The organism is Novosphingobium sp. BL-S-20 (genome assembly GCF_055521635.1).
In genome coordinates this window covers 2,032,268-2,058,742 of sequence record NZ_CM145494.1, presented here as the reverse complement: position 1 = coordinate 2,058,742, position 26,475 = coordinate 2,032,268, and the positions used below count along the sequence as shown (strand labels likewise).

28 protein-coding genes and 1 tRNA gene are annotated in these 26,475 nt (G+C 65.4%); 20 read left to right on the top strand and 9 right to left on the bottom strand.

What is annotated here, in order from left to right:
* Positions 1–20 precede the first annotated feature (20 nt).
* The 4 genes from ACZ1II_RS17270 to ACZ1II_RS17255 all read left to right on the top strand — a co-directional run bounded on the left by ACZ1II_RS17270 (position 21) and on the right by ACZ1II_RS17255 (position 1,945).
* Positions 21–458: a DNA polymerase III subunit chi gene (locus ACZ1II_RS17270; protein WP_465144844.1), complete on the top strand. Its 438-nt coding sequence runs from the start codon at positions 21–23 to the stop codon at positions 456–458.
* A 251-nt stretch (positions 459–709) separates the two neighbouring features.
* Positions 710–1,132: a nucleoside-diphosphate kinase gene (gene ndk / locus ACZ1II_RS17265; RefSeq protein WP_465144843.1), complete on the top strand. Its 423-nt coding sequence runs from the start codon at positions 710–712 to the stop codon at positions 1,130–1,132.
* 237 nt (positions 1,133–1,369) lie between these two features.
* Positions 1,370–1,615, top strand: coding sequence for a hypothetical protein (locus tag ACZ1II_RS17260; RefSeq protein WP_465144842.1), 246 nt, complete (start codon positions 1,370–1,372; stop codon positions 1,613–1,615).
* A gap of 75 nt (positions 1,616–1,690) precedes the next feature.
* The gene (locus ACZ1II_RS17255) at positions 1,691–1,945 is read left to right on the top strand and encodes a YdcH family protein (protein WP_465144841.1); all 255 of its coding nucleotides are present in this window, start codon (positions 1,691–1,693) and stop codon (positions 1,943–1,945) included.
* 187 nt (positions 1,946–2,132) lie between these two features.
* Here ACZ1II_RS17255 and purN read toward each other — a convergent pair whose 3' ends face one another.
* Positions 2,133–3,098 carry a phosphoribosylglycinamide formyltransferase gene (gene purN, locus ACZ1II_RS17250; RefSeq protein WP_465144840.1) on the bottom strand — a complete coding sequence of 322 codons (966 nt, stop codon included), beginning with the start codon at positions 3,096–3,098 and terminating at the stop codon, positions 2,133–2,135.
* Positions 3,091–4,194, bottom strand: coding sequence for a phosphoribosylformylglycinamidine cyclo-ligase (purM, locus tag ACZ1II_RS17245; protein WP_465144839.1), 1,104 nt, complete (start codon positions 4,192–4,194; stop codon positions 3,091–3,093). Before purM ends, purN begins: the two co-directional genes overlap by 8 nt.
* Positions 4,195–4,412: 218 nt before the next feature.
* Here purM and ACZ1II_RS17240 point away from each other — a divergent pair, with 218 nt between their 5' ends.
* From ACZ1II_RS17240 to ACZ1II_RS17225, 4 genes are read left to right on the top strand one after another with little or no spacing between them, the layout of a single operon-like run.
* Complete coding sequence (locus ACZ1II_RS17240; protein WP_465147328.1) at positions 4,413–5,699, top strand: heavy-metal-associated domain-containing protein; 1,287 nt, start codon at positions 4,413–4,415, stop codon at positions 5,697–5,699.
* Between the two features lie 11 nt (positions 5,700–5,710).
* Complete coding sequence (locus ACZ1II_RS17235) at positions 5,711–6,385, top strand: P-loop NTPase family protein (protein WP_465147327.1); 675 nt, start codon at positions 5,711–5,713, stop codon at positions 6,383–6,385.
* Between the two features lie 44 nt (positions 6,386–6,429).
* Positions 6,430–7,131 (top strand): serine O-acetyltransferase EpsC, encoded by a 702-nt coding sequence (gene epsC, locus ACZ1II_RS17230; RefSeq protein ID WP_465144838.1) that lies wholly within the window; start codon positions 6,430–6,432, stop codon positions 7,129–7,131.
* Between the two features lie 7 nt (positions 7,132–7,138).
* Complete coding sequence (locus tag ACZ1II_RS17225; RefSeq protein WP_465144837.1) at positions 7,139–7,501, top strand: DUF2794 domain-containing protein; 363 nt, start codon at positions 7,139–7,141, stop codon at positions 7,499–7,501.
* Between the two features lie 2 nt (positions 7,502–7,503).
* Here ACZ1II_RS17225 and ACZ1II_RS17220 read toward each other — a convergent pair whose 3' ends face one another.
* Together ACZ1II_RS17220 and ACZ1II_RS17215 are read right to left on the bottom strand one after the other, a co-directional pair.
* Positions 7,504–8,595, bottom strand: coding sequence for a hypothetical protein (locus tag ACZ1II_RS17220; RefSeq protein ID WP_465144836.1), 1,092 nt, complete (start codon positions 8,593–8,595; stop codon positions 7,504–7,506).
* A 73-nt stretch (positions 8,596–8,668) separates the two neighbouring features.
* Positions 8,669–9,574 carry an SDR family NAD(P)-dependent oxidoreductase gene (locus tag ACZ1II_RS17215; protein ID WP_465144835.1) on the bottom strand — a complete coding sequence of 302 codons (906 nt, stop codon included), beginning with the start codon at positions 9,572–9,574 and terminating at the stop codon, positions 8,669–8,671.
* A gap of 135 nt (positions 9,575–9,709) precedes the next feature.
* On the opposite strand from ACZ1II_RS17215, the gene purS reads away from it, so the two are divergent.
* Entirely contained in the window at positions 9,710–9,943 is a 234-nt protein-coding gene (purS, locus tag ACZ1II_RS17210) for a phosphoribosylformylglycinamidine synthase subunit PurS (RefSeq protein ID WP_132262461.1), read from the top strand.
* Positions 9,943–10,620 (top strand): phosphoribosylformylglycinamidine synthase subunit PurQ, encoded by a 678-nt coding sequence (gene purQ / locus ACZ1II_RS17205; RefSeq protein WP_465144834.1) that lies wholly within the window; start codon positions 9,943–9,945, stop codon positions 10,618–10,620. Before purS ends, purQ begins: the two co-directional genes overlap by 1 nt.
* Positions 10,621–10,675: 55 nt before the next feature.
* Here purQ and ACZ1II_RS17200 read toward each other — a convergent pair whose 3' ends face one another.
* Together ACZ1II_RS17200 and ACZ1II_RS17195 are read right to left on the bottom strand one after the other, a co-directional pair.
* Positions 10,676–11,464, bottom strand: coding sequence for a hypothetical protein (locus ACZ1II_RS17200; RefSeq protein WP_465144833.1), 789 nt, complete (start codon positions 11,462–11,464; stop codon positions 10,676–10,678).
* Positions 11,465–11,556: 92 nt separating this feature from the next.
* A complete protein-coding gene (locus ACZ1II_RS17195; RefSeq protein WP_334185249.1) occupies positions 11,557–11,859 on the bottom strand; it encodes a hypothetical protein in 303 nt (100 codons plus the stop codon).
* 355 nt (positions 11,860–12,214) lie between these two features.
* On the opposite strand from ACZ1II_RS17195, the gene katG reads away from it, so the two are divergent.
* Positions 12,215–14,458, top strand: coding sequence for a catalase/peroxidase HPI (gene katG, locus ACZ1II_RS17190; protein WP_465144832.1), 2,244 nt, complete (start codon positions 12,215–12,217; stop codon positions 14,456–14,458).
* A 146-nt stretch (positions 14,459–14,604) separates the two neighbouring features.
* Positions 14,605–14,970, top strand: a complete 366-nt coding sequence (locus ACZ1II_RS17185; RefSeq protein WP_465144831.1) for a c-type cytochrome — start codon at positions 14,605–14,607, stop codon at positions 14,968–14,970.
* Positions 14,971–15,116: 146 nt separating this feature from the next.
* Here the strand turns inward: ACZ1II_RS17185 and ACZ1II_RS17180 are convergent, their stop codons facing one another.
* The 3 genes from ACZ1II_RS17180 to ACZ1II_RS17170 all read right to left on the bottom strand — a co-directional run bounded on the left by ACZ1II_RS17180 (position 15,117) and on the right by ACZ1II_RS17170 (position 17,134).
* Entirely contained in the window at positions 15,117–16,061 is a 945-nt protein-coding gene (locus ACZ1II_RS17180) for a cation diffusion facilitator family transporter (protein WP_465147326.1), read from the bottom strand.
* A gap of 118 nt (positions 16,062–16,179) precedes the next feature.
* A complete protein-coding gene (locus ACZ1II_RS17175) occupies positions 16,180–16,668 on the bottom strand; it encodes a hypothetical protein (RefSeq protein WP_465144830.1) in 489 nt (162 codons plus the stop codon).
* A 31-nt stretch (positions 16,669–16,699) separates the two neighbouring features.
* Positions 16,700–17,134, bottom strand: a complete 435-nt coding sequence (locus ACZ1II_RS17170) for a hypothetical protein (RefSeq protein ID WP_465144829.1) — start codon at positions 17,132–17,134, stop codon at positions 16,700–16,702.
* A gap of 106 nt (positions 17,135–17,240) precedes the next feature.
* Here ACZ1II_RS17170 and efp point away from each other — a divergent pair, with 106 nt between their 5' ends.
* The 8 genes from efp (at position 17,241) to prsK (ending at position 26,474) form a co-directional block, all read left to right on the top strand.
* Complete coding sequence (efp, locus tag ACZ1II_RS17165; protein WP_147215179.1) at positions 17,241–17,804, top strand: elongation factor P; 564 nt, start codon at positions 17,241–17,243, stop codon at positions 17,802–17,804.
* Positions 17,804–18,259 carry a hypothetical protein gene (locus ACZ1II_RS17160; RefSeq protein ID WP_465144828.1) on the top strand — a complete coding sequence of 152 codons (456 nt, stop codon included), beginning with the start codon at positions 17,804–17,806 and terminating at the stop codon, positions 18,257–18,259. The genes efp and ACZ1II_RS17160 overlap by 1 nt, the downstream gene beginning before the upstream one ends.
* A gap of 43 nt (positions 18,260–18,302) precedes the next feature.
* Entirely contained in the window at positions 18,303–19,118 is an 816-nt protein-coding gene (locus ACZ1II_RS17155; RefSeq protein ID WP_147215175.1) for an inositol monophosphatase family protein, read from the top strand.
* A 75-nt stretch (positions 19,119–19,193) separates the two neighbouring features.
* Positions 19,194–19,277: transfer RNA gene (locus ACZ1II_RS17150), tRNA-Leu, on the top strand.
* Between the two features lie 519 nt (positions 19,278–19,796).
* Positions 19,797–21,500 (top strand): hypothetical protein, encoded by a 1,704-nt coding sequence (locus ACZ1II_RS17145; RefSeq protein ID WP_465144827.1) that lies wholly within the window; start codon positions 19,797–19,799, stop codon positions 21,498–21,500.
* A 52-nt stretch (positions 21,501–21,552) separates the two neighbouring features.
* Entirely contained in the window at positions 21,553–22,872 is a 1,320-nt protein-coding gene (locus tag ACZ1II_RS17140) for an amidohydrolase (protein WP_465144826.1), read from the top strand.
* A 96-nt stretch (positions 22,873–22,968) separates the two neighbouring features.
* Positions 22,969–24,354, top strand: coding sequence for a TIGR03013 family XrtA/PEP-CTERM system glycosyltransferase (locus ACZ1II_RS17135; RefSeq protein WP_465144825.1), 1,386 nt, complete (start codon positions 22,969–22,971; stop codon positions 24,352–24,354).
* Complete coding sequence (prsK, locus tag ACZ1II_RS17130) at positions 24,351–26,474, top strand: XrtA/PEP-CTERM system histidine kinase PrsK (RefSeq protein WP_465144824.1); 2,124 nt, start codon at positions 24,351–24,353, stop codon at positions 26,472–26,474. Before ACZ1II_RS17135 ends, prsK begins: the two co-directional genes overlap by 4 nt.
* Position 26,475 lies beyond the last annotated feature (1 nt).

Below are 26,475 nucleotides of genomic sequence, written 5' to 3'. Positions count from 1 at the left end.
CGAAAGGGCAGGGCCGCGACATGCGCGTCGATTTCTATCAGCTCAGTCGTGACCCTGCCGAAAGCGCTCTGGCGCTGATTGCCGGAAAGGTCGCGGGGAATGGCGGGCGCCTGCTCGTCGTCTCCGCCGACCTCGGCCAGCGCCAGCGCATCTGTCAGGCGCTCTGGTCCGCCGGGCCGGAGAGCTTCCTCGCCAACGGCTTTGCAGGCGAGGGCAACGAGGATCGCCAGCCGATCCTGCTCTCCGAAGCGCCCGAACCCGCCAACGGCGCGACGTTCATGGCCATCGCCGACGGCCAGTGGCGCGAGGGCGAAGTGCCGTTCGAACGCACGTTCTTCCTGTTCGACGAGAGCACGCTCCAGCACGCCCGCGATACCTGGCGCATGCTGCGCGGGCGCGAGGGCGTGGAGCATTACTATTGGAAGCAGGAAGGCGGCCGCTGGGTTCAGGCGGCCTAGGGTGTGCGGGGTTTCAGCCCATGCGGGCCTGCGAACGACGGTCTTTCGCGCTTCCGGTGCTCACGTACTTAAAGTACGCTGCGCTCCGGGTCGCGAAAGCCCACCATTCTCGGCTCCACCTGGCCTAAAACCCCACACACCCTGGATCAGTATCCGGACTGCCGGAAGTTAATCCGCGCCCGCCTTGCGGTCCCGCGCGTTCCCGGCTACTGGCGCGCGCAAGATTCCAACCCCTTTTTAAGGAACTCACCATGGCGGTTACCCGCACCTTCTCGATCATCAAGCCCGACGCGACCCGCCGCAACCTGACCGGCGGCGTCACCAAGCTGCTCGAAGAAGCCGGCCTGCGCGTCGTCGCTTCGAAGCGCATCCAGCTTTCGCAAGAGCAGGCTGAAGGCTTCTACGCCGTCCACAAGGAACGCCCCTTCTTCGGCGACCTCGTGTCGTTCATGATCTCGGGTCCGGTGGTCGTGCAGGTTCTCGAAGGCGAAGACGCCGTCAAGACCAACCGCGACGTGATGGGCGCCACCAACCCGGCCGACGCCGCCGAGGGCACCATCCGCAAGACCTTCGCCGAATCGATCGAAGCCAACTCGGTCCACGGTTCGGACTCGGAAGAGAACGCGGCGATCGAAATCGCCTACTTCTTCAAGCCGGAAGAAATCGTCGGCTGAAGCAAGCTGTTTGACGAATGCGCATAAGCGCATTCGTTGAGCGGCACCGGCCCTCTCCCCCACCCGACCTCCCATAGGATACTCTCGTCGGGAGGTCGGGTGGGGGAGAGGGCCGGTGCCGCTATCCGGCGCAAGCCGGATCAAACGACAAAAAAAGGCCGTCCGCTTGGGCGGCCTTTTTGTTTTTGGGAGAGGGCAGTTTTGCGTTAGGTTCTCCGAAAAAGTCGGAGAGCGAAGATGCAAGGCGCGGTCACTTCGGACGAAGCCCGTCCGTGGGCGTTCAATTTCGACGCGAAGAGCTTCAAGGTCGGCGATACCGTCAGCTACCGCGTGAACGGCAGTCTCGAAGGCTTTCCCATCGTCGGCAGGCTGGTCGAAGTGCATGACGACCATGTGCTGATCGCCGGGGACCCGGCAGAGCCGGAGAAGCACTATCGCGGGACCCGCGAAAGCCGTCCGCAAGTGGACTATTCGGAGATCTGACGATTGATCCCGCGCAAGGCGGGGATGGACAAGGCAGGATAACCTGCGATGCAGCCAGAGCGAAGAGGAGAGCCGATGTCCCACAAAGCCCACGAACTCGCCGCGGAGTTTCCGGACGATCTGGAAGCCCTGCACCATCTCAAGGCCACCCGCGGCCATTTCGCAGTGCTGGCCGACCGCTATGATGAGGTGAACGGCGCAATCCATCGGATCGAGGCTACGCTGGAAGCCGCTTCGAACACCCGGCTGGAGGAGCTCAAGAAGGAACGCCTCTGCCTGCTCGACCAACTTGGCCGGATGATCCGCGATGCCGGGGCAGTCGGCGCCTGATCGGAAGAGCTAACGGTTCAATCCACCAACTCCGTCGCCCCCGCGAAGGCGGGGGCCCCGCTGCCTTTTTGCGACCTCTCGCCTTACGCGGCAGAGGCGGGATCCCCGCCTTCGCGGGGATGACGGGAATTAGGCGGCAGATTCAGCAGGTATTGGACCGGAGGGCGGCTATCGCCTTTCTCCATAATCAGAACTGGTCGGCAGCATCCATCAGCGAAGTCAGCTTCTTCGGCGCAATCGCACGCCAAGAGCGCGACAGCCAATCCCCGATCGCATCCCAGTCGTTTTCGCCGAGATCGAGGCGGATGCCGATCCAGCCGTCGCCGAAATAGGCGGGGCGGAAGTAGCGGTCCTCGTCCTGCTCGATCAGCATGGCCTGCTCATCGGCGCCGCTGATCTTCACCAGCAGGGCTATGCGCCCGTCGGCATGGTGGTTCGAGGTGAAATAGGCGAACTTCTTGCCCTTGATCACGCCGAAGCAGGGCATGCCGTGGCTTTCCACTTCGTCCGCCTCGGGCAGCGCCATGGCGCGTTCGCGCACGCGTTCGAGCAGCCATTCCGGACTCGATTCGCGCACGACGAGCGCGGCAAGGCAGCGCGAATAGAGCTGGTGCTCGGCGATCAGCACCCGCGCGGCCAGCGTATCCGCCGTATCGCCGGGCACGATGGCGACCGGAACCTGGCCCAGGATCGGACCTTCGTCGAGTTCGGGAATGACGAGGTGGACGCTGACGCCGCCGTGGCTGTCGCCCGCGTCGATGGCGCGCTGGTGGGTGTGGAGGCCGGTGTACTTCGGCAGGAGCGAGGGGTGGATGTTGACCATCCGGCCTTCCCAGCCCCGCACGAAGCCCTCGGTAAGAATGCGCATGTAGCCCGCGAGCGCGACCCATTGCGCGCCGGATTCGCGGATCGCCGCATCCATCGCCGCATCGTGGTCTTCGCGCGAGAGGCCCTTGTGGCTCAGCGCGAAAGTCGCCACGCCTTCGGCGGCGGCAAGGGCGAGGCCGCCCGCATCCGGCTTGTTGCTGGCGACGAGGACGATCTCATAAGGACAGTCCTCGTCCCGGCTGGCATAGAGCAGGGCGGCCATATTGGTGCCGCTGCCCGAAATCAGGACGGCGACTTTGGCCTTCCCGGAAGCCCTGTCAGGCAAGATGCACCGCTTCCCAGTCCTCGCGGGCGGACCAGACTTCGGCGCTGCCCTGCACGGTGCAGCCCTTTTCGCCTTCCTCGACGATGCCGATCACGAAGACGGTCTCTCCGGCGGCTTCGAGTTCGGCCTTGAGCGCGGCGACGTCATCGGCCGGAACCGCGAGCACCATGCCGATGCCGCAGTTGAAGGTGCGGGCCATTTCGCCGGGCTCGATATTGCCCTGGGCCTGAAGGAAGGCCATCAGGCGCGGCTGCTCCCAGGCACCGGCATCGATGCGGGCATGGAGACCCTTGGGCAGGACGCGCGGGATGTTTTCGAGCAGACCGCCGCCGGTGATGTGGGCGAGGGCGTTGATGCGTCCCGAGCGGATGAACGGCAGCAGGCTCTTCACGTAGATGCGCGTGGGCGCGATCAGCGCGTCGATCAGCAGGGTGTCCGAATCGAACAGGGCCGGACGGTCGAGCTTCCAGCCCTTGTCTGCGGCGAGGCGGCGGACCAGCGAATAACCGTTCGAGTGCACGCCCGAGGAAGCAAGGCCCAGCAGAACGTCGCCATCGGCAACCTTGTCGCCGGTCAGCTGCTCACCGCGCTCCACGGCGCCGACGCAGAAGCCTGCGAGGTCGTAGTCGCCCGCGGCATACATGCCCGGCATTTCGGCGGTTTCGCCGCCGATCAGGGCGCAGCCGGAGATCCGGCAACCCTCGGCGATCCCGGCGACGACGCGTTCGGCGACGCCGTTCTCAAGCTTTCCGGTGGCGAAGTAGTCGAGGAAGAACAGGGGCTCCGCGCCCTGGACGATAAGGTCGTTCACGCACATGGCGACAAGGTCGATGCCGATCTTGTCGTGGCGGTCATGGTCGATCGCCAGCTTGACCTTGGTGCCGACGCCGTCGTTGGCGGCCACCAGCAGCGGGTCCTTGTAGCCCGCCGCGCGCGGATCGAAGAAGCCGCCGAAGCCGCCAAGCTCCGCATCGGCGCCGGGGCGCGCGGTCGATTTGGCGAGCGGGGCGATGGCCTTCACCAGCGCGTTGCCGGCGGCGATGGAGACGCCGGCCTGCTCGTAGGAATAGCTCTGCGGGGTGTTATCGTCGGACATTGCGCGCGCATAGTGTGCAAACGCGCCGCTGTCACGCCCGAGCATGACTTTCGGCAGGGATATTTCCGGCAATTCGCGCGGAAAAATTTCTCGCGGATCGCCGTGTTCAAGCTGTTCCGCCGATTTCGCCTGTGCGTTCTTTGTGAGCCGAGCGCCGGGACTTGGATTACGGCTTGGTTTTCCGGATCGGTTTGGGCAAAAGGCGACACGGTTTGATGATGGCTCTGACGTTTTCCCCCAAAATCCGGCGTGTGGCCGGCAGCGCTCCGGCTTCTGCGCGGCGCATGGCGCTCGTGGCCGGCGGCGCGGCGATTCTCGCACTCGGCGCGGCGGGCGGCTATCGCCTCGTGGCGCAAGTCGAGGGCGATCGCGGCATCGCCCCGCTCGCCAATTCCGAAGATATCCAGGTCAACGGCATCAAAGTCGACGTGACCGCCAAGACCGGCGCCGATGCGCGCCTGGAAGGCTGGAAGCAGGCCGAGAAGGAAGCCTGGAAGAAGCTCGGCGGCCCCGACATGCCGGTCGAGGCGATCGACGCGATGGTCTCGTCCGTGGTGATCGGCCAGGAACAGGTCGGCCCGCGCCGCTACATCGCCACGCTCGGCGTGATCTTCAACAAGGCCCGCGCCGGACAATATGTCGGTGCCGGCGGCGCGACGATCCGTTCGGCGCCGATGCTGGTGCTGCCGGTGCTCTATTCGGGCGGCGTGCAGCAGGTATTCGAAGTGCGCGGCCCCTGGCAGCGGGCCTGGGCCGAATTCCAGGCCTCGCAAAGCCCGATCGACTATGTGCGCCCGGTGGGCGCGGGCGGCGAATCGCTGATCCTCACGGCAGGGCAGGCCTCGCGCCGCAGCCGTCTGTGGTGGCGCAACGTGCTCAACCAGTTCGACGCCGCCGACGTGGTTATCCCCTATGCCCGCCTCGAACGGCAGTGGCCGGGTGGTCCGATCCACGGCACTTTCACGGCGCGCTACGGCCCCGACAACACTTTCCTCGGCACGTTCGAGATGGACGCGGGCAGCGAGCAGGAACTGCCCGCCATGCTCGAAAAGGCGGTCCAGCGCATGGACGGCCTTTACCGCGACGCGCTCTCGGGCGGCCAGCTTCGCCCCGATCCGACGCTGACCACCAGCGGCCAGGTGCTCGACCGCGCCTTTGCCGAGCTGCGTACCAAGCTCATGCCCAAGGGCGGCGCGCCGATCGATGTGCTGCCGTCGCAGGCCGTGATACCGACTTCCACGCCTTCGCCGCTGGCGCCCAGGGCGCCGGTCGAGACCGTGTCCGTCCAGTTCGCCTCGCCCGATGCGGCGGCGGTCGATGCGGCGCTCGCCGCCGTGCGCGGGGTTCCCGGCGTACGCGGCGCGGCGACGATGAGTCTCGCCGTCGGCGGCACTTCGGTGATGCGCGTGACCGTCGAGGGGGGCAGCGAGCGGCTTGCCTCGGCCTTGCGCGGGCAGGGCTGGAAGGTGACGAGCGGCGGCGGCGCCCTGAGGATCACCCGCTAGGTCCTCCCATGATGAAGCAGATCGCACTCCCGCTGTCCGCCGCGAGCGACAGCCCGCCGCGCATTGTCGTCGGCAATGCCAATGCCCATGCGGTCGACGGGCTGCTGGAATCGGCGTCCTGGCCGTTTCACAGCGCGATCCTTTACGGGCCGCCGCGCTCGGGCAAGTCGCTGCTGGCGCGCTGGTTCGTCGAATCGAGCCATGGCGACGTGCTCGATGATGCCGATCGCATGGACGAACACGCGGTGTTCCACAGCTGGAACCGCGCGCAGGAAAGCCGCCGCCCGCTGCTGATCATCTCCAACCGCCGCCGGGCCGTGAGCGGCGCGGAAGCCGAAGGCCTGTGGCAGGTCAAGCTGCCCGACCTCGGCTCTCGCCTCGGCGCCGCGCTGGAACTGGAAATCGGCGATCCCGACGAGGAGATGCTCGGCGAACTCATCGACGTGCATGCCCAGGTTCGCAGACTTTCGCTCGATCCTTCGGCGCGCGACTATCTTGTACCGCGCTGCGAGCGTAGCCATCTCGGCGTCGAAAACCTGGTCGCCGCCATCGACCGCCTCAGCCTTGAGCGCAAGCAGCCGCCAACCCTGGCGATCTGGCGCGAGGCGCTGTTCGAACTCTACGGTTCGGACGGGCTGGCCGGGCGTGGGGATGACGGGGCAGATGGCGATCCGGAGGCCTCTTGACCTCATGGCTTGCCACGCGGGCCGATTGATGGGAGATTCGTGCGATGTTGGCTAATCTGGTTCGCTATCTGGATTCCGTCGTCGCGCGCGATCCTGCACCGCGTTCGCGTTGGGAAGTCCTGCTCTATCCCGGCGTCTGGGCGCTGTTCTTCCACAAGATCGCGCACCGGCTGTTCCGCGCCGACCTGTTCTTCCTCGCCCGCGTGGTGAACCACGTCTCGCGCTTCCTGACCGCGATCGACATTCACCCCGGCGCCACGATCGGCCGCAATTTCTTCATCGACCACGGCTTCACCGTGATCGGCGAGACTGCCCATATCGGCGACAACGTCACGATCTATCAGTGCGTTACCCTCGGCGGTTCGAACCCGACCAACGGCAAGGGCGGCAAGCGCCATCCGACCCTGCTGGACAATGTGATCGTCGGTTCCGGCGCGCAGATCATCGGCCCGGTCACGGTGGGCAAGCGCGCCCGCGTCGGTGCCAGCGCGGTCGTGACCGAGGACGTGCCGGAAGGCGCGACGATGATCGGCGTCAAGGCCCGCTCCACTTTGGTCAAGGCGGAGACTTACGCCAAGGAATTCATGCCTTACGGCACGCCCTGCAAGGAGCCGTGCGAGCCGGTGGGCAGCCAGCGCGTGGACGAACTGGAAGAGCAGGTTGCGGCTTTGCGCGCCCAGGTCGATACGCTGATGCGCAAGCTGGAAGAAGAGAAGCGGGCCGAGCCGGTCGTGAAGGGCGTCTGACCGGCGGATGGCCGCAGGCAGTCATCCTCATCCCGGAACCGTCGTCGCCTTTCCAGGGCGGGTGCCGCTCCAGGTCGGTTTCGACCGGATCGAACTCCAGCGCATTCTCGACCTCTACGGACGCATGGTCGCCGCCGGAATCTGGCGCGACTATGCGATGGATTTTGGCAAGGAAGCGGCCAACTTTTCCGCTTTCCGCCGCGCTGCCGAGCGGCCCCAGGCGCGCATCGAGAAACGCCCTTCGCTGCGGGGGCGTCAGGGCATGTGGACCCTGTTCGGAGAAGTCGGCCAAGTGCTCAAGCGCGGTCATGAACTGGCGGGCGTGCTCAGCCCGCTGGAGCGCAAGCTGCTGAAAGTGGTCGAGGACTGATTTCAGGCTGCCATAGGTAGTCTGTCTTGCCAGTTTTTCGGCAGGAGATGCGATACCAGACGGTGACGCAGGGGCGCCCAGAAAATCGACAGCATCAACAAGGCGCAGCCGATGATCAGTGTCGTGATGGCAAGGCTCGCACCGATTGAGCCGAATTGAGTCAGAATGCCGTTGAGCGCCACGAGAACATAAAGCAAAGCCGAGACCAGAAGAGCGCGGCGATCGATGACGAGCGCTACAAAAGCGAAGGCCATGTAGATAGCCAGGACACCGAAGCTGCGGATGTTCGAGATATCGTCATTCAGTGCTCCTAACCAGAAAAACAGCGGGTGGGCGATCAGGGGCGCTGCCAGCAGGTGTAGCCAGAAGGCGATATCCGCACGTTGTGTAAGTCGCTCCCGATCCGATAGGTCCCAGCGCATCGCAAAGGCGAAAACGGCTAGACCGCACGCAAAGGCGGCCGGCGCCATGACGGGATTCGTTTCCAGTTTCAGGCCAGTGGCGGCAGCGATGATGGAAAGCAGGGTCAGCACAAGGGCAGCCGTGCCCGCGGCTACCGTGATCGATACGCGAAAGCGCAGCCAGTGGGCGATGGCGCCTGCCATCCCAAAAATGGCAGCGCAGAGCGCGATCGTGGCATCCTGCCAGGGATAGCGTTCGAGCGTGTTCCAAACTTCGTCGCGCCCTTGGAACTGATGATGGCGCACAACGAGGTGCTGCGGCAGAGCCAGCGTGGCCAATTCGCCCGAAAAAAGCGCAAGCCCAAGCACGAATGCCATCAGCAGAATGATCGATGGAAGGGCCATGCGGCGCTTGCGCGTGAAAATTTCTGCCATGATCCAGCTTACTGCGGCCACGATGAGGCCGCCCGCCCACATGTATTTGAAGCCGACCGCGTAGAGCCCCGAAGAAATCACCAGAAGGCAGGCGATCGCAACGAATATATCGTTGAAGCCGGTAATAAGCCTGAAATTCTCCTCGTCGGCCATGGGCAAGGTGCGGCGGCTCTGGACATGGAAGCGCAACGCCTCCGCTGCCTCTGCGCTAATGGCGCCCGCCGAAATCGCGGATTGCAAATCTTGTTCCGAATACACCCGCGTTTCCCTGAATTTTTGGCAAACTGTCTCGCCTTTTACGCGAGGTCAACGGATTATCCGGATTTTAACTCTATGATTTCAGCAGCATCGACAAGGCATGATGCGCCTGTTCCATCCCGGTCTCCAGCACGAAGTCGCCGCCTCGGTCGCGGATTTGCGGCCAGGCTGCGGCGAAGCCTTCGACGGTCAACGCGCTCTCTTCCAGCAGCACGCCGTCGTTCATGGTGATGAAGGCGCTCTGGCACACGCCGCCGCCAGCGCCGACCACGGCGTCGCTCGGGGCATCCTTCGAGACGAGGAACAGTGCCGCCGGGACGACGGCTTCGGGGCGGAAGGCGTTGTAGGCCTCGTCGGGGAAGATGTCCGCCGTCATCCGCGTTCCCGCCGTGGGGGCCAGCGAATTGACGCGGATGCCGTACTTGGCGCCTTCCATGCGCAAGGTGCGGGCGAGGCCGAGCACGCCCAATTTCGCCGCGCCGTAGTTGGCCTGGCCGAAATTGCCGCCGAGGCCGCTGGAACTGGTGGTCATCAGCACGCGGCCGTAGTTCTGTTCGCGCATGGTTTCCCACACGGCCTTGGTCGCATAGGCGCTGCCGAGCAGATTGACCCGCACGACGCGCTCGAAATCGGCCATGTCCATCTTTGCGAACGTACGGTCGCGCAGGATGCCGGCGTTGTTGATGAGCACATGCACGCCGCCCCAGGCCTCGCGGGCGCGGGCGGCCATCGCTTCCATCTGCGCGAAGTCGGCAACGTCGCCGCCGTCCGCCATGGCCTCGCCGCCGTCCGCGCGGATTTCCTCGACGACGGCGAGGGCGGCGTCCGAATGCCCGTTGCCGTCGCGCGCGGCGCCGATGTCGTTGACGACCACTTTCGCACCGCGCCGCGCCAGTTCCAGCGCATAGGCGCGGCCGAGGCCCTGTCCGGCGCCGGTTACCACGGCGACTTGTCCGGCGAACGAGATATAGTTCTGCATGGCCGAGGAAATGGCAGGTTGCGCCGAGGGCTTCAATGCCGGTCCTCTCAATACGATCACAAACCTTGCCCCCGCGCCTGTCCGGGGCCATAGGCGGCCTGAAACGAATCTGCGCCCTTAGCGAAAGGCCCTGAGATGAAAGTCCGCGTCCACGTCAGCCTCAAGCCTGGTGTCCTCGACCCGCAGGGCCGGGCGATCCATCACTCGCTCGAAGGCCTGGGCTTCTCGGGCGTCAACGACGTGCGTGCCGGCCGTCTGTTCGAACTCGACGTTGCAGACACAGTCAGCGACGAAGCGATCGACGACATGTGCAAGAAGCTGCTCGCCAACATGGTGATCGAGAACTACCGCATCGAGAAGGTCGCCTGATGGCTTTCCACTCCGCTGTCGTCACGTTCCCGGGCTCCAACTGCGACCGCGATCTGGCGGTGGCGCTGGAAAAGGTCTCGGGCACCGAGTGCATCCGCGTCTGGCACGGCGATGCCGAACTGCCGGACAACCTGGACTTCATCGGCCTGCCCGGCGGGTTCTCTTACGGCGACTACTTGCGCTGCGGCGCGATCGCCTCGCGCTCGCCGGTCATGCAGGCGGTGATCGAAGCGGCAAATCGCGGTGTGCCGGTGTTCGGTGTCTGCAACGGCTTCCAGGTGCTTACCGAAAGCGGTCTGCTGCCGGGTGCGCTGCTGCGCAATTCGGGCATCCGCTTCGTCTGCCGCGAGGTTTCGCTGAAGGTGGAGAACGCGCAGTCGCTGTTCACCTCGGGCTACGAGACCGGCCAGCACATCCGCATCCCGGTGGCCCACCATGACGGCAACTACCATGCCGACGAGGAAACGCTCGACCGCCTCGAAGGCGAGGGCCGCGTGGCCTTCCGCTATGCCGAGGACGTCAATGGCTCGGCTCGCCAGATCGCGGGCGTGCTCAATGCGGCAGGCAACGTGCTGGGCATGATGCCGCACCCCGAGCGCGCCATCGAGAACACCCACGGCGGTACCGACGGCCGCGCGCTGTTCGAAAGCGCCATCCGCGGGCTGGTTGGCGCCTGACACTCCGGTTTCGGGGGCCGTGGCAGCGCCATGGCCCCGTTTCCCTGACTTGTGACTATTGCTGGCCCAGCGTTGCGGCGTTGGCGTGCAGCACGGCTTCCACGCGCAGGCGCGGGAAGACTTCCTCCAGCGGCTTGATGTCCGGCAGGACATAGACGTAGCCGCCCTTCTCCTTGAACAGCGGGCTGACGCCGTTGGTGTAGAACGCCATCGGCACATTGATGCAGCCGAAGGTGATGCGGTTGTCCTCGATCGTCTCGGACAACATCCGCGCCCGGCGATTTTCCTTGTTGCCCTTCGGTATCGTGTGGAGCGCCACCGAGGTCGCATAGTCGACCCAGAGCACCCTCTGCCTGCCCGCCGCCCAGCCGAACTTCGCCAGGAAGCGCCCGGCGGGCGTGGTCTTTTCGGCGGGGCCGATCTCGGAAAGCGATTTGGCGCCGATGCCGGGGGTGGCCTCGTCGCCCAGCGCCTTGCCGATCAGTACCGGGGCATCGGCCAGCCGCTTGCCCTCGGCATCGAACAGGAAGGCGCGCGCGGCGCTCTTGTCGATGATGATGTAGGGCAGGGAATGGTTGTCGAGCGAGCCTGCCACCCAGTTCGCGACTTGCAGGGCCGGGGCGGAAAGTTCCCGTTCCGGCGCGGCTTCCGGCGCTTTCGCGGGTGCGCTCGCTTGCTTTGCAGGCGCCTTCTTCCCGGCGGTTTTCTTGGCCGCAGCCTTTTTCGTAGATGCCTTGGCGAGATGCGTCTCGGGTCCTTCGCGGGTGGGGGCGCGGACGGGGGCAGGGTGCGGTGCGGCGCCTGCCAGCGCGAGGGCGGCAAGGGCCAGGGAAAGGCTCGTCATCGGCGTGGTGTACTCATGGAAAATGGTCGGCGCCCGGAACAGGCGCCGACCATGATATCACAGTCTTTTCGGCCGGAGGCCGGTAACGGCGCTCAGTTGCGCGCGCGCTTGCGCTGGCTGGCGGCCAGCTGCTGCTCGACGCCGTCGACGCGCGAATTGAGCTGGTCGATGCGCTGACCGTTCTGCTGGGCCTGGCCGGAAGCGGCCTGTCCCTCGGCGAGGGCCTGCTTCGCGGTGGCATCGGTCTGCTGGAGACGGGAATCGAGACCGTCGATCCGCTGGTTCACGGTGGCGATCTGGTCTCGCACAAAACCCTTGGTGGCACAGCCACCCAGGCCGATCGATCCGACGAGGATCACGGCGACAGGGGCAAGTTTCGTCAGATAAGGCGACATCGCATTCACTCCTTGTTGTCTATGTTGTTTAACAGCCCCGCGCCGCTCCAAGCCGAGCGGGGAAGCGTGAACAATGCGATTCTGGCCGACCGTGCTTCCGCAAAGGTGAACGGAAACCGGCCTGCCATGTGCAATAAGTTACGTAACGGCGTCCGGTTCCAGCCGGTCTGGCCTCGTCTCGGCGCGTGCGGCGACCGTCCGGGCAGGCGTGCATCGCCGAGGAATCCAACTGTGACAAAATGTTGCATGATCGTGGCAGGCGATCACAATCATTGGTTCGATCAGTTTTTCCGAAAATATCAAAGGGGCTATCCGAAAGATCCAACAAGCGTTCGATCAACAGGAGGAGGAACCCATGTTCAGGACATCGACATCGCTTTGTGCGCTGATGGCAGCCGTGATGCTGCCGCTGGCGGCAAATCCCGCGCAGGCTGCCGAAACCGCACCCGCTGCTGCCTCCAATACCAATGGCCCCAATACCAACAAGGACTGGTGGCCCGACCGGCTCGACCTCTCGCCGCTGCGCCAGAACGATCCCGCGTCCAACCCCTATGGCGCCGGCTTCGACTACGCGAAGGAGTTCGCCACGCTCGATCTCGCGGCGGTGAAGGCGGATATCCGCAAGACGCTCACCACCTCGCAGGCCTGGTGGCCGGCGGACTACGGCCACTACGGTCCGTTCTTCATCCGCATGGCCTGGCACAGCGCCGGCACCTACCGCGTGGTCGATGGCCGCGGCGGCGGCGCGGGCGGTGAGCAGCGCTTCGATCCGCTCAACGCCTGGCCGGACAACGTAAGTCTGGACAAGGCGCGCCGCCTCGTCTGGCCGATCAAGCAGAAGTATGGCCGCAAGATCTCCTGGGGCGATCTGATGGTGCTGACGGGCAACGTCGCACTGGAAGACATGGGCTTCAAGACGCTTGGCTTCGCGGGTGGCCGCGCCGATAGCTGGGAGCCGGACACGGTATTCTGGGGTCCCGAGAAGAAGTGGCTGGGCGACGAGCGCCGCGATGCCAAGACCGGGTTGAAAGGCCCGCTGGCCGCCACGCAGATGGGCCTGATCTACGTCAATCCCGAAGGCCCGAACGGCAATCCCGATCCGCTGGCCGCCGCCGCCGATATCCGCCTCGCCTTCGGCCGCATGGCCATGGATGACGAGGAAACCGCCGCGCTGATCGCGGGCGGTCACACTTTCGGCAAGGCGCATGGCGCGCACAAGCCGGAAGAGTGCCTTGGCGGCGATCCCTCGGCCGCGCCGGTCGAGCAGCAGGGCCTCGGCTGGGCGAACAAGTGTGGCAAGGGCAATGCCGAGGACACGATCACCAGCGGCCTCGAAGGCGCATGGTCGGCCGATCCGGTGAAGTTCACCACCCAGTACCTCGACAACCTCTACGGTTTCGACTGGGTGAAGACCAAGAGCCCGGCAGGTGCCACGCAGTGGATTCCCAGCGATGCGAGCGCCGCTCAGCTTGTGCCCGACGCGCACCGCCCCGACGTGCGCCACGCGCCGATCATGTTCACCACCGACATCGCCCTGAAGGAAGATCCGGGCTTCCGCGCGATTACCACCCGGTGGCGCGAGAACCCCGAACTCTTCGCGCAGGCTTTCGCGCGGGCATGGTTCAAGCTGACCCACCGCGACATGGGGCCTTCGGCGCGCTACCTCGGTGCGGATGCACCCAATGTCAGCTTCGTCTGGCAGGACCCGCTGCCCAAGGCTGACTATGCCGTGATCGATCAGGCCGACGCGACCGCACTGAAGGCGAAAATCCTCGCCACCGGCATAGCACCGCGCGAACTGGTGAAGACGGCATGGGCGGCTGCGGCCACCTTCCGCGGCACCGACATGCGCGGCGGCGTCAACGGCGCGCGGCTGCGGCTCGATCCGGCCAAGGGCTGGGCGGTCAACGATCCTGCCGAACTGGCCAAGGTGCTGACCAAGCTGGAAGGCGTGCGCAAGGCCTTCAACGCTTCGGCTCCGGCAGGCAAGCAGGTCTCGCTGGCGGACCTGATCGTGCTGGGCGGCAATGCGGCGGTGGAGCAGGCGGCGGCGAAGGCGGGTTACACCGTGACCGTGCCGTTCACGCCGGGCCGTGTCGATGCCGCGCAGGCGCAGACCGACCCCAAGTCCTACGACTACCTGCGTCCACGCGCCGACGGTTTCCGCAACTTCTACGGGGCGGACAGCGATCACTCCCCGGCCGAGATGCTGGTGGACAAGGCGAACCAGCTGGAACTGACGGTGCCGCAGATGGCGGTGCTGGTGGGCGGTCTGCGCACGCTTGATGCCAATACCGGCCATTCGGCGAACGGCGTGTTCACGGCGGCGCCGGGAACGCTGTCCAACGACTTCTTCGTCAACCTGCTCGACATGGGCACCAAGTGGCAGAAGTCGGCCAAGACCCCCGGCGTCTACGAAGGCTATGACCGCACCAGCGGCAAGCTGAAGTGGACGGCCAGCCCGGTCGACCTCGTGTTCGGATCGAACTCGGAACTGCGCGCGGTTTCGGAAGCCTATGCCTCCGACGATGCTAAGCAGATGTTCGTGACCGACTTCGTGGCGGCCTGGGGCAAAGTGATGAACCTCGACAGGTTCTGAAGACAGGTGGCGGTGCCGGTGATCCGGCGCCGCCATTACCTTAGCCGAATACTCTTCGTCGCCCACACCTCCGCGGGAGCGACGGGGTGGTTTGGATCGACTTCGGGCGCTAGAGGCGCCAATCCTTTCTATTGGAATGCTTTTTCGTGAAGACCTATTTTCTCGCAGCCGTTCCGCTTACCGCCCTGATGGCCTCCGCCGGCTCGGCCCAGAGCGCGGCACCGCGTCCGCCGATCTTCGGCACTTGCGCGGCCTGCCATGCGACCGAGGCGGGCAAGACCTCCTACGGCCCGAACCTGCACGGCGTCGCGGGCCGCAAGGCCGGGAGCCAGCCCGGCTATGCCTACAGTCCTGCGCTCAAGGCTTCCGGCCTTACCTGGGATCGCGCTACGCTCGACGCTTGGCTGACGTCGCCGCAGAAGAAAGTGCCCGGCAACAAGATGCCCTTCGCGGGCATTCCCGATCCGGCAAAGCGCAAGCAGGTGATCGATTACCTGATGACGCTGAAGTAGGGCCTGTGGATATCCGGCCCATGCGGGCCTGCGAATGGCGGCGTTTCGCGCTTCCGGTGCTCACGTACCGAAAGTACGCTGCGCTCCGGGTCACGAAAGTCCACTATTCCCGGCTCCACCTGAACTGAATCCCCACAGGCCCTAACTCACCAGACCATTGCCTCGCTGCGCTTTTCCGGGCGGATGTAGATCGAGGTGATCCACGGGGAGAGCGCTTTCATCCGGCACTCCAGGTCCTCGATCAGCGCTTCCGCGGCGCCCATCACCAGGCTGTCTTCGAAGTCGGCGCTGATTGCGACGAAGATCGCCTGGGGGCTCGTGTGGATGGTGCGGATGTGGTTCACCGCGACGATACGCGGGTCCTGTTCCATGACGGCGCGAAGCCGGGCGATCAGGCGGGGATCGGCGGCTTCGCCGATCAGCAGCTCCTTCGATTCGCGGGCGAGCAGGATCGCCACGCCCGCCAGCACGCCGCCGATCAGCACCGAGGCGAGACCGTCTATGCGCGGATCGGCGAAGTGGATCGAGGCCCAGCTGCCGAGTGCGGCGATGACGAGGCCGATCAGTGCGGCGCTGTCCTCGAACAGCACGATGAAGCCCGGCGGGTCCTTGCTGCGGTGGATCGCCTGCCACCACGTCTGTTCGCCGCGCCGGGCGTTGAATTCGCGCACTGCCAGCGACCACGATGCGCCTTCCATCAGGAAGGCGATGCCCAGCACGATGTAGTTGAGCCTGGGGTCGGCGATCGGATGTGGGTCGGCGATATGGACGATTCCCTCGTAGATCGACACGCCCGCGCCGACCGCGAAGATCAGGATGGCGACCACGAAAGCCCAGAAATAGAGCTCGCGGCCATAGCCGAAGGGGTGCGTCTGGTCCGGCTTTCGGGCAGCGCGCTTCTGGCCGTAGAGCAGCAGCACCTGGTTCCCGCTGTCCACCAGTGAGTGCACGCCCTCGGTCAGCATCGAGGAGGAACCGCTGATCGCGGCTGCCGAGAACTTGGCGACGGCGATGCCGAGATTGGCTGCCAGCGCGCCGTAAAGGACGATATTGGCCTTGAAGTGCGCGGTGACGCTGTCGGGCTGGTCCATCGCGAAGCCGGTTCCTCTTTGCAGGGGGCGGGTAAGGGGAAGGGCGGTCAGGCCCTGTCGCATGTTGGCGGCCGGACGGGTTTTCGCAAGCGCCCCGAATGCCGGGTGTCGTGCGGTCTCAGCCCGGCGACTTGCAGGGCTTGCCTTCGTAGGCGAAGCGGACCGTCTTGTATTCGCGTCCGTTCCAGCGGGCGATCGGGAAGCAGAAGCCGGGGCCGCCGATCTCGATGTCCGGATAGCCGCCCACGCCGCGTTCCTTCTGGAAGGTGGCGATCCCGATTTCGCTGGTCATGAGCTGCCATCCGGCAGGTGTCTGACGCAGAAGCTGGAAGCCCATGCCGGTCATGCCGTAGCAGGCGGTGCTTTCGTCCACGATCAGCGCTTCGGCGCGGCCATCCGCGTTGAGGTCGCGGAATGTCACGTCGTCGCGGGTGACGGTCGTGGCGCCGTCGCAGCCTTTCCAGGACACACCGGCTTTCACGTAGCCCGCCGCGCGCATCAACTGGTCGTACTGGGCGGGCGTCAATTTCGGTTCCGGGGCCGGAGCTGCATTGGCCGGGGCGGCGAGAAGAAATGCGAGCAGGGCGATTCTACGGGCAGCAGGCATGTCTTGTACCCCAGGCTGGCGATTTTCGAAGTCAGCTATCCGGTTCGTTGACGTTTCCGGCCGGATCGAGCGGGCCACGGCCACTCCGGGTCAGCACGCAGCGCACGTCGGTATCCGCTCCGTCCGGCCCGATATGGCGCAGGAACCCCTTGGAGGTGCGGTGCAGCCGGGTGCCCTTGAGTTCGCCGCCGGTCATCAGGATCTGGTCGCCGGTCATCAGGTAGCTGCCGCGCACGCCGTCCGGCGTCTTGTAGTTGGAGCCGGTCACGGCGCGAAAGTCGTACTGCGGCAGGCGGATGCCGACCGGACCGCCCGCGGTGCCGTCCCGTTCGCAATTGTAGGGGCCGAGTTCCATCGTGCCGATCGGCCCGCCGGGAACGGGCGGCGGCGTGGGGCTGGCCGTTCCCGCAGCGGCGGCAGCAAGGAGGAGGGCGGCGAAAGGGGCGTTACGAAGGGCGCGCATCATGACGAACCGCTAGCATCGGCGCGAAGCAATTGCCACAGGCAGTCTCCTCGGCTAAGGGCGCATGCTTTCGGTAGTACCGGCTCTTTCCCATCTTAAGGTTCATCCCATGAAGATCAGCGGCGTCGACATTCGTCCCGGCAACATTCTCGAATACGAAAAGGGCATCTGGAAAGTTGCCAAGACGCAGCACACCCAGCCGGGCAAGGGCGGCGCCTTCATGCAGGTCGAGATGAAGAACCTCATCGACGGCCGCAAGACCAACGTCCGCTTCCGCAGCGCCGACACCGTCGAAAAGGTTCGTCTCGACACCAAGGACTTCCAGTTCCTCTACGTCGAGGGCGACCAGCTGGTGTTCATGGACATCGAGACCTACGAACAGATCCAGCTTCCCGCCGACCTTCTGGGCGATGCCGCAGCCTTCCTTCAGGACGGCATGCAGGTCCTGCTCGAACTCTGGGAAGAGCGCCCGATCTCGGTGCAGCTGCCCGAACAGGTCGAAGCCGTCATCGTCGAAGCCGACGCCGTGGTGAAGGGCCAGACCGCCTCGTCCAGCTACAAGCCCGCCGTGCTCGACAACGGCGTGCGCGTGATGGTGCCGCCGCACATCGAAAGCGGCACGCGCATCGTCGTGGACGTCTACGAGAAGTCCTACGTGAAGAAGGCCGACTGATGCGCGCGCTGGCGTCGATCATCGCTGCGGCTGCCCTGGTGGCAGGGCTTGCTGCTCCGGCTCAAGGCGCGCCGAAGAAGGCGCCGGCGAAGGCCGCTGCTCCGGCAAAGACCGGGGTTGCGGCTCCGGCTGCGGGCGCGCACGCCGCTTCTCCCGAAGTGGAGAGCGCGATGCTCTACCTGAAAGTGCTGATCAGCGGCCTCCAGTCCGAAAAGGTGGAGGCCCCGGCCAAGGGCGCGCTCGTCGGCTGCATCTACAACAACTCGCTCCAGAAGATCAGCGAATCGATGGACAAGGTGATCGCCGAGAACCCCGGCAAGATTCACCGCGACAACCCCACCGAACTGCTGAGCGCCATGGTGGTGATCTGCGGCTACAAGCCCACGGCGCCCGCCGCCGGTGCTCCGGCTGCTCCCGCCGCCACCCCGCAACAACCCGCGCCGCAGGGCCGATAATCAGACCGGCTACGGCCGGACCTCGAAGGACAAGGTAAGTTTTATGGCCATCTCCGGTCTCATTCGCGTCATGGAAAAGGCGGCCCGCAAGGCGGGTAGCCGCCTGCGCCGCGACTTCGGCGAAATCGAGCACCTCCAGGTCTCGCGCAAGGGACCGGCGGATTTCGTCTCCAAGGCCGATCAGGCCTCGGAACGCACCATCTGGGACGAACTGCGCGCGGCGCGTCCCGAATGGGGCTACCTCTTCGAGGAAGCGGGCGAGATCGAGGGCGATCCCGACAAGCCGCGCTTCATCGTCGATCCGCTCGACGGCACGACCAACTTTCTGCACGGCATCCCGCACTTCGCGATCTCGATCGCCGTGCAGGAGCCGCGTCTGGACGGCAAGGGCTGGGGTGAAGTCACTGCCGGCCTGATCTACAACCCGGTCACCGACGAGAGCTACTGGGCCGAAAAGAGCCGCGGCGCCTGGCTGCAGGACAAGCGCCTGCGCGTCTCGTCGCGCCGTCACCTCGACGAAAGCGTGATCGCCACCGGCATTCCCTTTGCCGGTCACGGCGATGCGGGCGAGTGGACCAAGATCTACCACGCGCTGGCCCCGCAAGTCGCGGGCATCCGCCGCTTCGGCTCGGCTGCGCTCGATCTCGCCTGGGTGGCCGCCGGTCGCTACGAAGGTTTCTGGGAAGCCGATCTCAAGCCCTGGGACACCGCGGCAGGCTGCCTGCTGGTGCGCGAGGCCGGTGGTTTCGTGTCCGACTGGAAGGGGCGTTCGCTGCCCATCCACGACACGCAGATCCTCGCTGGCAACGACGCGCTGCACTCGCGTCTCCACAAGTTGTTGGCAAACGCGCTCAAGTGACTTGAGCCGAAGCCAAGGCGCGGCTAAGTGAGCCGCGTCGATGCCGTGATCCGCAAGGATCATGGTGGCAGGGTTGCCCCTGTGGCGGAATGGTAGACGCGAACGACTCAAAATCGTTTGTCGCAAGGCGTGCCCGTTCGAGTCGGGCCAGGGGCACCAAAAAACGAAAAGCCGCGAACCCGGATCGGGTCTCGCGGCTTTTTCGTGTCCGGGTTCCGCGCACCTGAAGATATGTTCAATGGTGAACGCAAGATGATCCGATCGGGCATGAAGCCTTCGATCTGCGCGGAGAATCCCTGAATTTAACGGTTAAACACGGATGCTTCGCGCTCCAATTTTTCTACATTGGTAATAACCTTGAAATCCCGCCGCAGACTTGTGGTGGCATGTCCGGTCGCTCCCTCGGGGGCTGCGTTCGTTCCCTCCGGGATGGCGATCGACGTCGAGGTCTGCCGGAAGCTCGTTCCGAACCGAGGAAACGAGGCTGCGGGACACCGATGGCCGCTGGGACCATCGGCACGCTTCCGGCAGTTCGGCTTCCGCGCCTCGTCCGGCAGGACGCAAGGTTCGAGAAGCCTCTCGACAGGCAAGGTTTTTGGAAAGCCGCTTCGGGTCGCAACTGGAAGCGTATTTGCCAAATCTCCCCCTCCGGATTATTTTGATCCGGAGGGGGACGATATGGAACCCACCGACGAAGAATATCGCGAGGCGCTGCGCCGTGTCCTCGCCGGTTCTACTTTCCGGTCTTCGCCGAAACTGGCGGAACTTCTGTCCTATCTCATCGATCAAAAGCTGGCCGGACACGGCGACCGCCTCAAGGGCTATGCGATTGCTCTAGACGTCTTCGGGCGCGATGCCGATTTCGATGCCTCGTCCGATTCGATCGTGCGCGTGCAGATGACGCGCCTGCGCCGGACGCTGGCGGAACATTACGCCGGGGAAGGGCAGGGAGACGCCTGGCGTATCGTCATTCCGCGCGGCTCCTATGTGCCTGGACTGGAGCGGGCCGATCGACCCGCTACCGGCGATCAGGCTGTGCCCGCCCGTCCCGGCGAGGATATCGTCCGCTCGCAAAGTGCGCTCAGTCTTCGCCGCCGCGCCTGGGGGCTGCTGGCCGCGCTCGCGCTGGTGGCCGCGCTGCTCATCGTCTACTGGCCGGGCAGCGAGCGGGATGCGGTGCTGGTTCGCGCTGGGGAGATGCCGACTGGCCCGGTGGTCCATGTCGCCCCCTATACCGTGACCGGCAGCGATCCGCAGCTCGCGCGCCTGCGCGACGGGCTTCAGCTCGATCTCGTCAACAACCTGGCGCAGCTTCCCAATCTTGCGGTTCTGGCTTCGAATGCCACGATGCCGCAACCCCCGCCGCAATCCAGGCCAGGCGGAAAATCGCTGCCACCGACTTTCGTGCTCCAGGGGGTGATAGAAAGCAGCGGGACCACTCTGCGGATCACCTCCAGCCTCGTGCGCATGCCTGGCGGTGTCGTCGTCTGGTCCGGGCGCAATGCCCCGGTTGCCTACGATCCGGAGCAGATACTCCAGGTCCAGTCGAAGATCGCGCTGGGCGTAGCGTCGCGGCTCGGCCAGCCTTACGGGGTGATCCACGAGACCATGCGGCAGGATCTGGAGAACCACCGCGATCTCGGCATGGAACGTTACCTCTGCGAACTGGAAGCCTACGAATTCATGCGGAGCCGGGGCGAGGGGCAACTCGGGCCGGTGAAGGAATGCCTGGAGCGCGCGGTCTACGACCGGCCGAACTATTCGAACGCCTGGGCGCTGCTGTCCTGGGTCCATGCCTATGAGGCGCAGGCGCGCGGGATTGGCGATTCGCCCGAGGCGCTGGAAGCCGCGCGCAAGGCCGTGGCCGCCAACGCCACCAATGCCGTTGCCGTTGCCTATCAGTACCTTGCGCTGGCGCTCTATCGCCACGGCGAGGACGACGCCGCGCGCGAGGCGATCGGCAAGGCGCTGGAGATCGGCCCCAACAATGCGGAGATACTGGCCAATGCCAGCCGCGTCCTCGGTGCGCTAGGGGAGAGCGAGGTCGCCCCGGCGCTCGGACGCAAGGCGATCCGGCTCAATCCCGGTCATCCGCCGTGGTACTGGACCGGGCTGGTGCTGGATGCGCTTCATCGTGGGGATGCGCCGGAAGCCGTTCGCACCGCGCGCCTCTGTGTTGCCGATGGCGGGCTGATGTCCCGCTACTTGCTGGCCTCCGCCTATGCGCTGGGCGGGCAGGGCAGGGAGGCGCAGGCGGAGCTGGACGCGGCCGGTCGCGCCTATCCCGGTCTTCCGAAAGACCGGAGACAAGTGGTGAAGGAACTGCGCTTCCCGGATTTCGCCGTCGCCCCGCTTGAGGCGCAGGGGCTGCTTGGGTCTTGAGATTTCACGAAATCTGTTGTCGGCGGAGGCGCGGCTCCATAGTCTGTGCGCCATGAAAACGCTCGTCACCGTTTCCGCCCTGGCCATTGCCCTATCTCCCATGGCCGTTCAGACCGAGCCGGTGACCGACAGCATCGCGCGCGACCTGCCGGGGCTGATGACGATCTACCGCGATCTCCATGCCAATCCTGAACTGAGCTATCAGGAAGTCCGCAGCGCTGCGATCATGGCCAAGGCCGCGCGGGAGGCCGGGTTCACCGTAACCGAGAAAGTCGGCCAGACCGGCATTGTTGCAGTGCTGAAGAACGGTGAGGGGCCGACGGTGCTGATCCGCGCCGATATGGACGGATTGCCGGTCGTCGAGCAGACCGGCCTTGCTTTCGCCTCGAAGAAGCGCGGGGTTTCCACCGCCGGGGTCGAGAGCGGCATCATGCACGCCTGCGGCCACGATACCCATATGACGGCCTGGATCGAGACCGCGCGGCTCATGGCCAAGCGCAAGGCCGAATGGTCGGGCACGCTGGTGATGATCGGCCAGCCTGCCGAGGAAGTCGGCACTGGCGCGGTGGGCATGCTCAAGGACGGCCTCTACACACGCTTTCCCAAGCCGGACTATACTTTGGCCTTCCACGATTCGGCCGATCTTCCCGCCGGACAGGTGGGTGCTGCGGTGGGCTGGGCGCTCGCCAATGTCGACACCGTCGATATTCTCGTGAAAGGGCTGGGCGGCCACGGCGCTTATCCACAGGCGACCAAGGACCCGATCGTGCTGGCCAGTTCGATCGTCATGAAGCTGCAGACGCTCGTCAGCCGCGAGACGAGCCCGCTCGACCCGGCTGTGGTGACGGTGGGATCGTTCCACGCAGGGGCCAAGAGCAACATCATTTCCGATCAGGCCAAGCTGGAACTGACAGTCCGCAGCTATTCCGACGAGACCCGCGCCCACCTGCTCGACGGGATCAGGCGGATCGCGCGGGGTGAGGCGATCGCCTCCGGCGTGCCGGACAGCCTGATGCCTGAAGTCTCGGTGAAGGAGCCTTACACCCGCGCGACCTGGAACTCGCCCGAGTTTACCCAGGAAGCGGTGGCCGATCTCAAGTCGAAGATGGGAGACGGCAATGTCGTCGTCACCCCTTCGGTCATGGGCGGCGAGGACTTCGGCGAGTTCCGCCGCGCCGACGAGGACCACATCAAGTCAGTGATCTTCTGGGTCGGCGGCGCCGATCCGCAGAAGATTGCGGCAGCGAAGGCCGGAGGAGCGCCGCTGCCCTCGCTGCACAGCCCGTTCTGGGCGCCGCAGGCCGACAAGGTAATCGCCTCGGGCAGCGAGGCGCTGACCCTGACGGCCCTGCGCCTGATGCCGAAGCGGTGATCGGCGCGCAGTTGTCAGATTCACCGACAGTTTACGCCTTGGACCTAGACTGACGGCATTGCCGGTTTTCGGCACGGAGGGTGGCGCCAAGCGACGATGATTCGCCTGTTCAAACACTACATCCCCCATGCCGTGGCGCTGCTATGGCTGGTGGACATGCTCCTGCTGGTCGGGGCCAACGAGCTGTCGTGGCGGCTCAGGGCCGATCAGATCGGCATGGACCCCGGCGATCTCGTCACCCGCCTCGCGCTGCACGGGGGCTTTGCCCTCGTGATCTCGCTGTCGATGGTCGCGGTGGGGGTCTATGGTGCCGACGCCCTGCGTTCGATGCGGTTCGCTGCCGCCCGCCTGCTGGTGGCGGTTTCGCTCGGCGTGATCGCGCTGGCTTTTGTCGATTTCATCTTCGCCGCGCAGAATTTCTGGCGCTCTACCCTGGCTTACGCAATGGCCTTCGCGGTCGTGTTGCTGGTGGCCAATCGCCTCGTGCTGGGCGGATTCCTGGGCACTTCGGCATTCCGGCGGCGGGTTCTGGTGCTCGGGGCCGGACAGCGCGCCCAGCGCCTGCGCGATCTGGCGGAGCGGCGCGAAAGCGGCTTCGTGATCGTCGGCTACGTGGCCATGAGCGATGGCACGCCGGTCGTCGAGGAAGCGATCTCGCGCGCGGCGATCAACAACCTGACGCGCTTCGTCGACAATCTCGGCGTCACCGAAGTCGTGTTGGCGCTGGAAGAACGCCGCAACGCCCTGCCGCTCAAGGACCTGCTGCGGATCAAGACCACGGGCGTCCACGTCAACGAGTTCTCCAGCTTCCTCGAACGCGAGACGGGCCGGGTCGATCTCGACACCGTCAATCCGAGCTGGCTGATCTTTTCCGACGGCTTTTCCTCGGGCCGCGCGATTTCCAGCGCCGCCAAGCGACTGTTCGACATCGTCGTCAGCGGCGTGGCGCTCTGCCTGACCGCGCCGGTGATCCTGCTCTTTGCGCTGCTGGTGAAGATCGACAGCCGCGGCCCGGCCTTCTACCGCCAGCAGCGCGTCGGCCTGTTCGGCGAGCCGTTCGACGTCATCAAGCTGCGCTCGATGCGCACCGATGCCGAAGTGGCGGGCGCGCAGTGGGCATCGAAGGATGACCCGCGCGTGACCCGCATCGGCCGCTTCATCCGCAAGGTCCGTATCGACGAACTGCCCCAGTCCTGGAGCGTGCTCAAGGGCGAGATGAGTTTCGTCGGCCCCCGCCCGGAGCGCCCGCAGTTCGTGTCGGAACTCGAAGAACAGCTGCCCTATTATGCCGAGCGTCATATGGTGAAGCCCGGCATCACCGGCTGGGCGCAGATCAACTACCCCTACGGTGCCTCGATCGAGGACTCCCGGCACAAGCTGGAATACGACCTCTACTACGCCAAGAACTACACGCCGTTCCTCGATCTCATCATCATCCTCCAGACCTTGCGCGTCGTGCTGTGGAGCGAAGGGGCACGATGAGCCTTTCCGACGGTTTCGGCCTCTGGGGTACGGTGGGCGTCGTTCTCGACCTGACCGGCGCGATCGGCGCTGCCAGTGTCGGCTTGTGGCTCTGGCCCCGACGCGCGCGTCTGGCGGAGGCGGGGGCCGCCACCGTCGCCGCGCTGTTCTTCACCGCGGGCTGGTGCATCGCCGCCGCTGCCTCCGTAACGGCGGAAGCGCCGATCTTCGCCTCTGTGGCGGAAAGCCTGCGCAATCTCGCCTGGCTGGTGGTGATCCATCGCTTCTTCGCAGGCGACGGGCGCCATTCCAGCCTTGCGCCGATCCGGCCGGTGATCTTTGCGCTGGCCTTCGTCGAACTGCTGCATCTCGGCATGATACTGGCCCTGTCCTCGGCGGCGATGGGGCGGGGGCTGGTCAGCCTCGGCTTCGATATCGAGGTGATGCTGCGCCTGCTGGTGACGGTCGGCGGGCTGGTGCTGGTGCACAATCTCTATGCCGGCGCCCCGCGCGAGATGCGTGTCGGTCTGCGCTGGCCCGCAGTCGGTCTGGCCGTGCTCTGGTCCTTCGACCTCAACCTCTACACGGTCGCCTATCTGGCGCGCAGCTGGCCGGGCGAGATCGCCGCACTGCGGGGCGGCGCCGCGCTGGTGCTGGCTGCCTGCCTCGCCATCGCCGCCTCGCGCAACCGCGACGAACTGCGCCTGAAGCCCTCGCGCGCGGTGACGTTCCAGACGTTTTCGCTGCTCGTCATCGGCGTCTATCTCGTGGCGATGGTGGCGGTGGCGCAGTGGCTTTCCTATGCGGGCGGCGATTTCGCGCGGCTGATCGAGATGGCCTTCCTGACGCTCGCCAGCGCCTTCGCCCTCGTCGTGCTGCCCTCGCGCCGGGTGAGAAGCTGGCTCAAGGTGATCCTCGCCAAGCACTTCTTCCAGCATCGCTACGACTACCGCGAGGAATGGCTGCGCTTCACCCGCACCATCGGCAGCAATGACGGTCAAGCCCTGCCGCTGGGCGAGCGCGTGGTCCAGTCGGTCGCCGATATCACCGACAGTCCCGCCGGACTTCTGCTGACGCCGTACGAGCAGGGCGATCTCACCTTGGCCGCGCGCTGGAACTGGCCGGACGTGGAAGTGCCCGCGACTGCCTATCCGCTGACCGCCCTCGCGCCCTTCGAGCAGTCCGGCCATATCGCCGATCTCGATGACCTACGTGAAGGCCGCGTCACTCGCGGTCTCGATCTCGCAGTGCCGGAATGGCTCGGCGGCGAGCGCCGCGCCTGGGCGCTGGTGCCGCTGGTCCATTACGAGCGTCTGGTCGGCATGGTCGTGCTCGCCCGCCCGCCGATGGCGCGCAAGTTCGACTGGGAGGACTTCGACCTGCTGCGCGTGATCGGCCAGCAGCTTGCCAGCTATCTCGCCGAGAACGCCAGCCAGGAGGCGCTGGCCGAATCCAGCCGATTCGAGGATTTCCATCGCCGCATCGCCTTCGTGATGCACGATATCAAGAACCTCGCCAGCCAGTTCAGCCTTCTCGCCCGCAATGCCGAGCTTCATGCCGAAAAGCCGGAATTCCGCGCCGACATGCTCGTCACCTTGCGCAATTCTTCGGACAAGCTGAACGCGCTGCTGACCCGGCTTTCGCGTTACGGAACCGGCGCAGTGGACCGCCTCGGACCCGTCCGCGCCGCCGATGTCGCGCGCGGCGTCGCCCTGCGCTTCGGCGGGCAGGTGGTCCTCACCGAAGCGCAAGACCTGACCGCGACCGCCAATGCCCATTCGCTGGAGCAAGTGCTGGTCCATCTCGTCCAGAATGCCGTCGATGCCGGGGCGCCGGGCAGTCCGGTGTTCCTGACATTGGCCGCCGAGGGCCTTCATGCCCGCTTCGAGATCGTCGATTCCGGCTGCGGCATGTCCGCCGAATTCGTGCGCCACCGCCTGTTCAAGCCTTTCGTGTCCACCAAGAGCGGCGGTTTCGGCATCGGCGCCTTCGAGGCGCGCGAACTGGTGCGGGGCATGAAAGGGCGGCTCGACGTGGAATCGCGCGAAGGACTGGGCTCGCGCTTCATCGTCCGCATCCCGCTCGCCGTTTCCGCAGAGATACAGCAAGACAGCGTCCGCAAGGACCAGAAGGTAGCCTGAG

What these genes read in the sequence shown, in the direction of transcription:
- ACZ1II_RS17270 (WP_465144844.1), top strand. Translation starts at nt 21, where the DNA reads ATGCGCGTCGATTTCTATCAGCTCAGTCGTGACCCTGCCGAAAGCGCT.
- ndk (WP_465144843.1), top strand. Translation starts at nt 710, where the DNA reads ATGGCGGTTACCCGCACCTTCTCGATCATCAAGCCCGACGCGACCCGC.
- ACZ1II_RS17260 (WP_465144842.1), top strand. Translation starts at nt 1,370, where the DNA reads ATGCAAGGCGCGGTCACTTCGGACGAAGCCCGTCCGTGGGCGTTCAAT.
- ACZ1II_RS17255 (WP_465144841.1), top strand. Translation starts at nt 1,691, where the DNA reads ATGTCCCACAAAGCCCACGAACTCGCCGCGGAGTTTCCGGACGATCTG.
- purM (WP_465144839.1), bottom strand. Translation starts at nt 4,194, where the DNA reads ATGTCCGACGATAACACCCCGCAGAGCTATTCCTACGAGCAGGCCGGC.
- ACZ1II_RS17240 (WP_465147328.1), top strand. Translation starts at nt 4,413, where the DNA reads ATGGCTCTGACGTTTTCCCCCAAAATCCGGCGTGTGGCCGGCAGCGCT.
- ACZ1II_RS17235 (WP_465147327.1), top strand. Translation starts at nt 5,711, where the DNA reads ATGAAGCAGATCGCACTCCCGCTGTCCGCCGCGAGCGACAGCCCGCCG.
- epsC (WP_465144838.1), top strand. Translation starts at nt 6,430, where the DNA reads ATGTTGGCTAATCTGGTTCGCTATCTGGATTCCGTCGTCGCGCGCGAT.
- ACZ1II_RS17225 (WP_465144837.1), top strand. Translation starts at nt 7,139, where the DNA reads ATGGCCGCAGGCAGTCATCCTCATCCCGGAACCGTCGTCGCCTTTCCA.
- ACZ1II_RS17215 (WP_465144835.1), bottom strand. Translation starts at nt 9,574, where the DNA reads ATGCAGAACTATATCTCGTTCGCCGGACAAGTCGCCGTGGTAACCGGC.
- purS (WP_132262461.1), top strand. Translation starts at nt 9,710, where the DNA reads ATGAAAGTCCGCGTCCACGTCAGCCTCAAGCCTGGTGTCCTCGACCCG.
- purQ (WP_465144834.1), top strand. Translation starts at nt 9,943, where the DNA reads ATGGCTTTCCACTCCGCTGTCGTCACGTTCCCGGGCTCCAACTGCGAC.
- ACZ1II_RS17200 (WP_465144833.1), bottom strand. Translation starts at nt 11,464, where the DNA reads ATGACGAGCCTTTCCCTGGCCCTTGCCGCCCTCGCGCTGGCAGGCGCC.
- ACZ1II_RS17195 (WP_334185249.1), bottom strand. Translation starts at nt 11,859, where the DNA reads ATGTCGCCTTATCTGACGAAACTTGCCCCTGTCGCCGTGATCCTCGTC.
- katG (WP_465144832.1), top strand. Translation starts at nt 12,215, where the DNA reads ATGTTCAGGACATCGACATCGCTTTGTGCGCTGATGGCAGCCGTGATG.
- ACZ1II_RS17180 (WP_465147326.1), bottom strand. Translation starts at nt 16,061, where the DNA reads ATGGACCAGCCCGACAGCGTCACCGCGCACTTCAAGGCCAATATCGTC.
- ACZ1II_RS17175 (WP_465144830.1), bottom strand. Translation starts at nt 16,668, where the DNA reads ATGCCTGCTGCCCGTAGAATCGCCCTGCTCGCATTTCTTCTCGCCGCC.
- ACZ1II_RS17170 (WP_465144829.1), bottom strand. Translation starts at nt 17,134, where the DNA reads ATGATGCGCGCCCTTCGTAACGCCCCTTTCGCCGCCCTCCTCCTTGCT.
- efp (WP_147215179.1), top strand. Translation starts at nt 17,241, where the DNA reads ATGAAGATCAGCGGCGTCGACATTCGTCCCGGCAACATTCTCGAATAC.
- ACZ1II_RS17160 (WP_465144828.1), top strand. Translation starts at nt 17,804, where the DNA reads ATGCGCGCGCTGGCGTCGATCATCGCTGCGGCTGCCCTGGTGGCAGGG.
- ACZ1II_RS17155 (WP_147215175.1), top strand. Translation starts at nt 18,303, where the DNA reads ATGGCCATCTCCGGTCTCATTCGCGTCATGGAAAAGGCGGCCCGCAAG.
- ACZ1II_RS17145 (WP_465144827.1), top strand. Translation starts at nt 19,797, where the DNA reads ATGGAACCCACCGACGAAGAATATCGCGAGGCGCTGCGCCGTGTCCTC.
- ACZ1II_RS17140 (WP_465144826.1), top strand. Translation starts at nt 21,553, where the DNA reads ATGAAAACGCTCGTCACCGTTTCCGCCCTGGCCATTGCCCTATCTCCC.
- ACZ1II_RS17135 (WP_465144825.1), top strand. Translation starts at nt 22,969, where the DNA reads ATGATTCGCCTGTTCAAACACTACATCCCCCATGCCGTGGCGCTGCTA.
- prsK (WP_465144824.1), top strand. Translation starts at nt 24,351, where the DNA reads ATGAGCCTTTCCGACGGTTTCGGCCTCTGGGGTACGGTGGGCGTCGTT.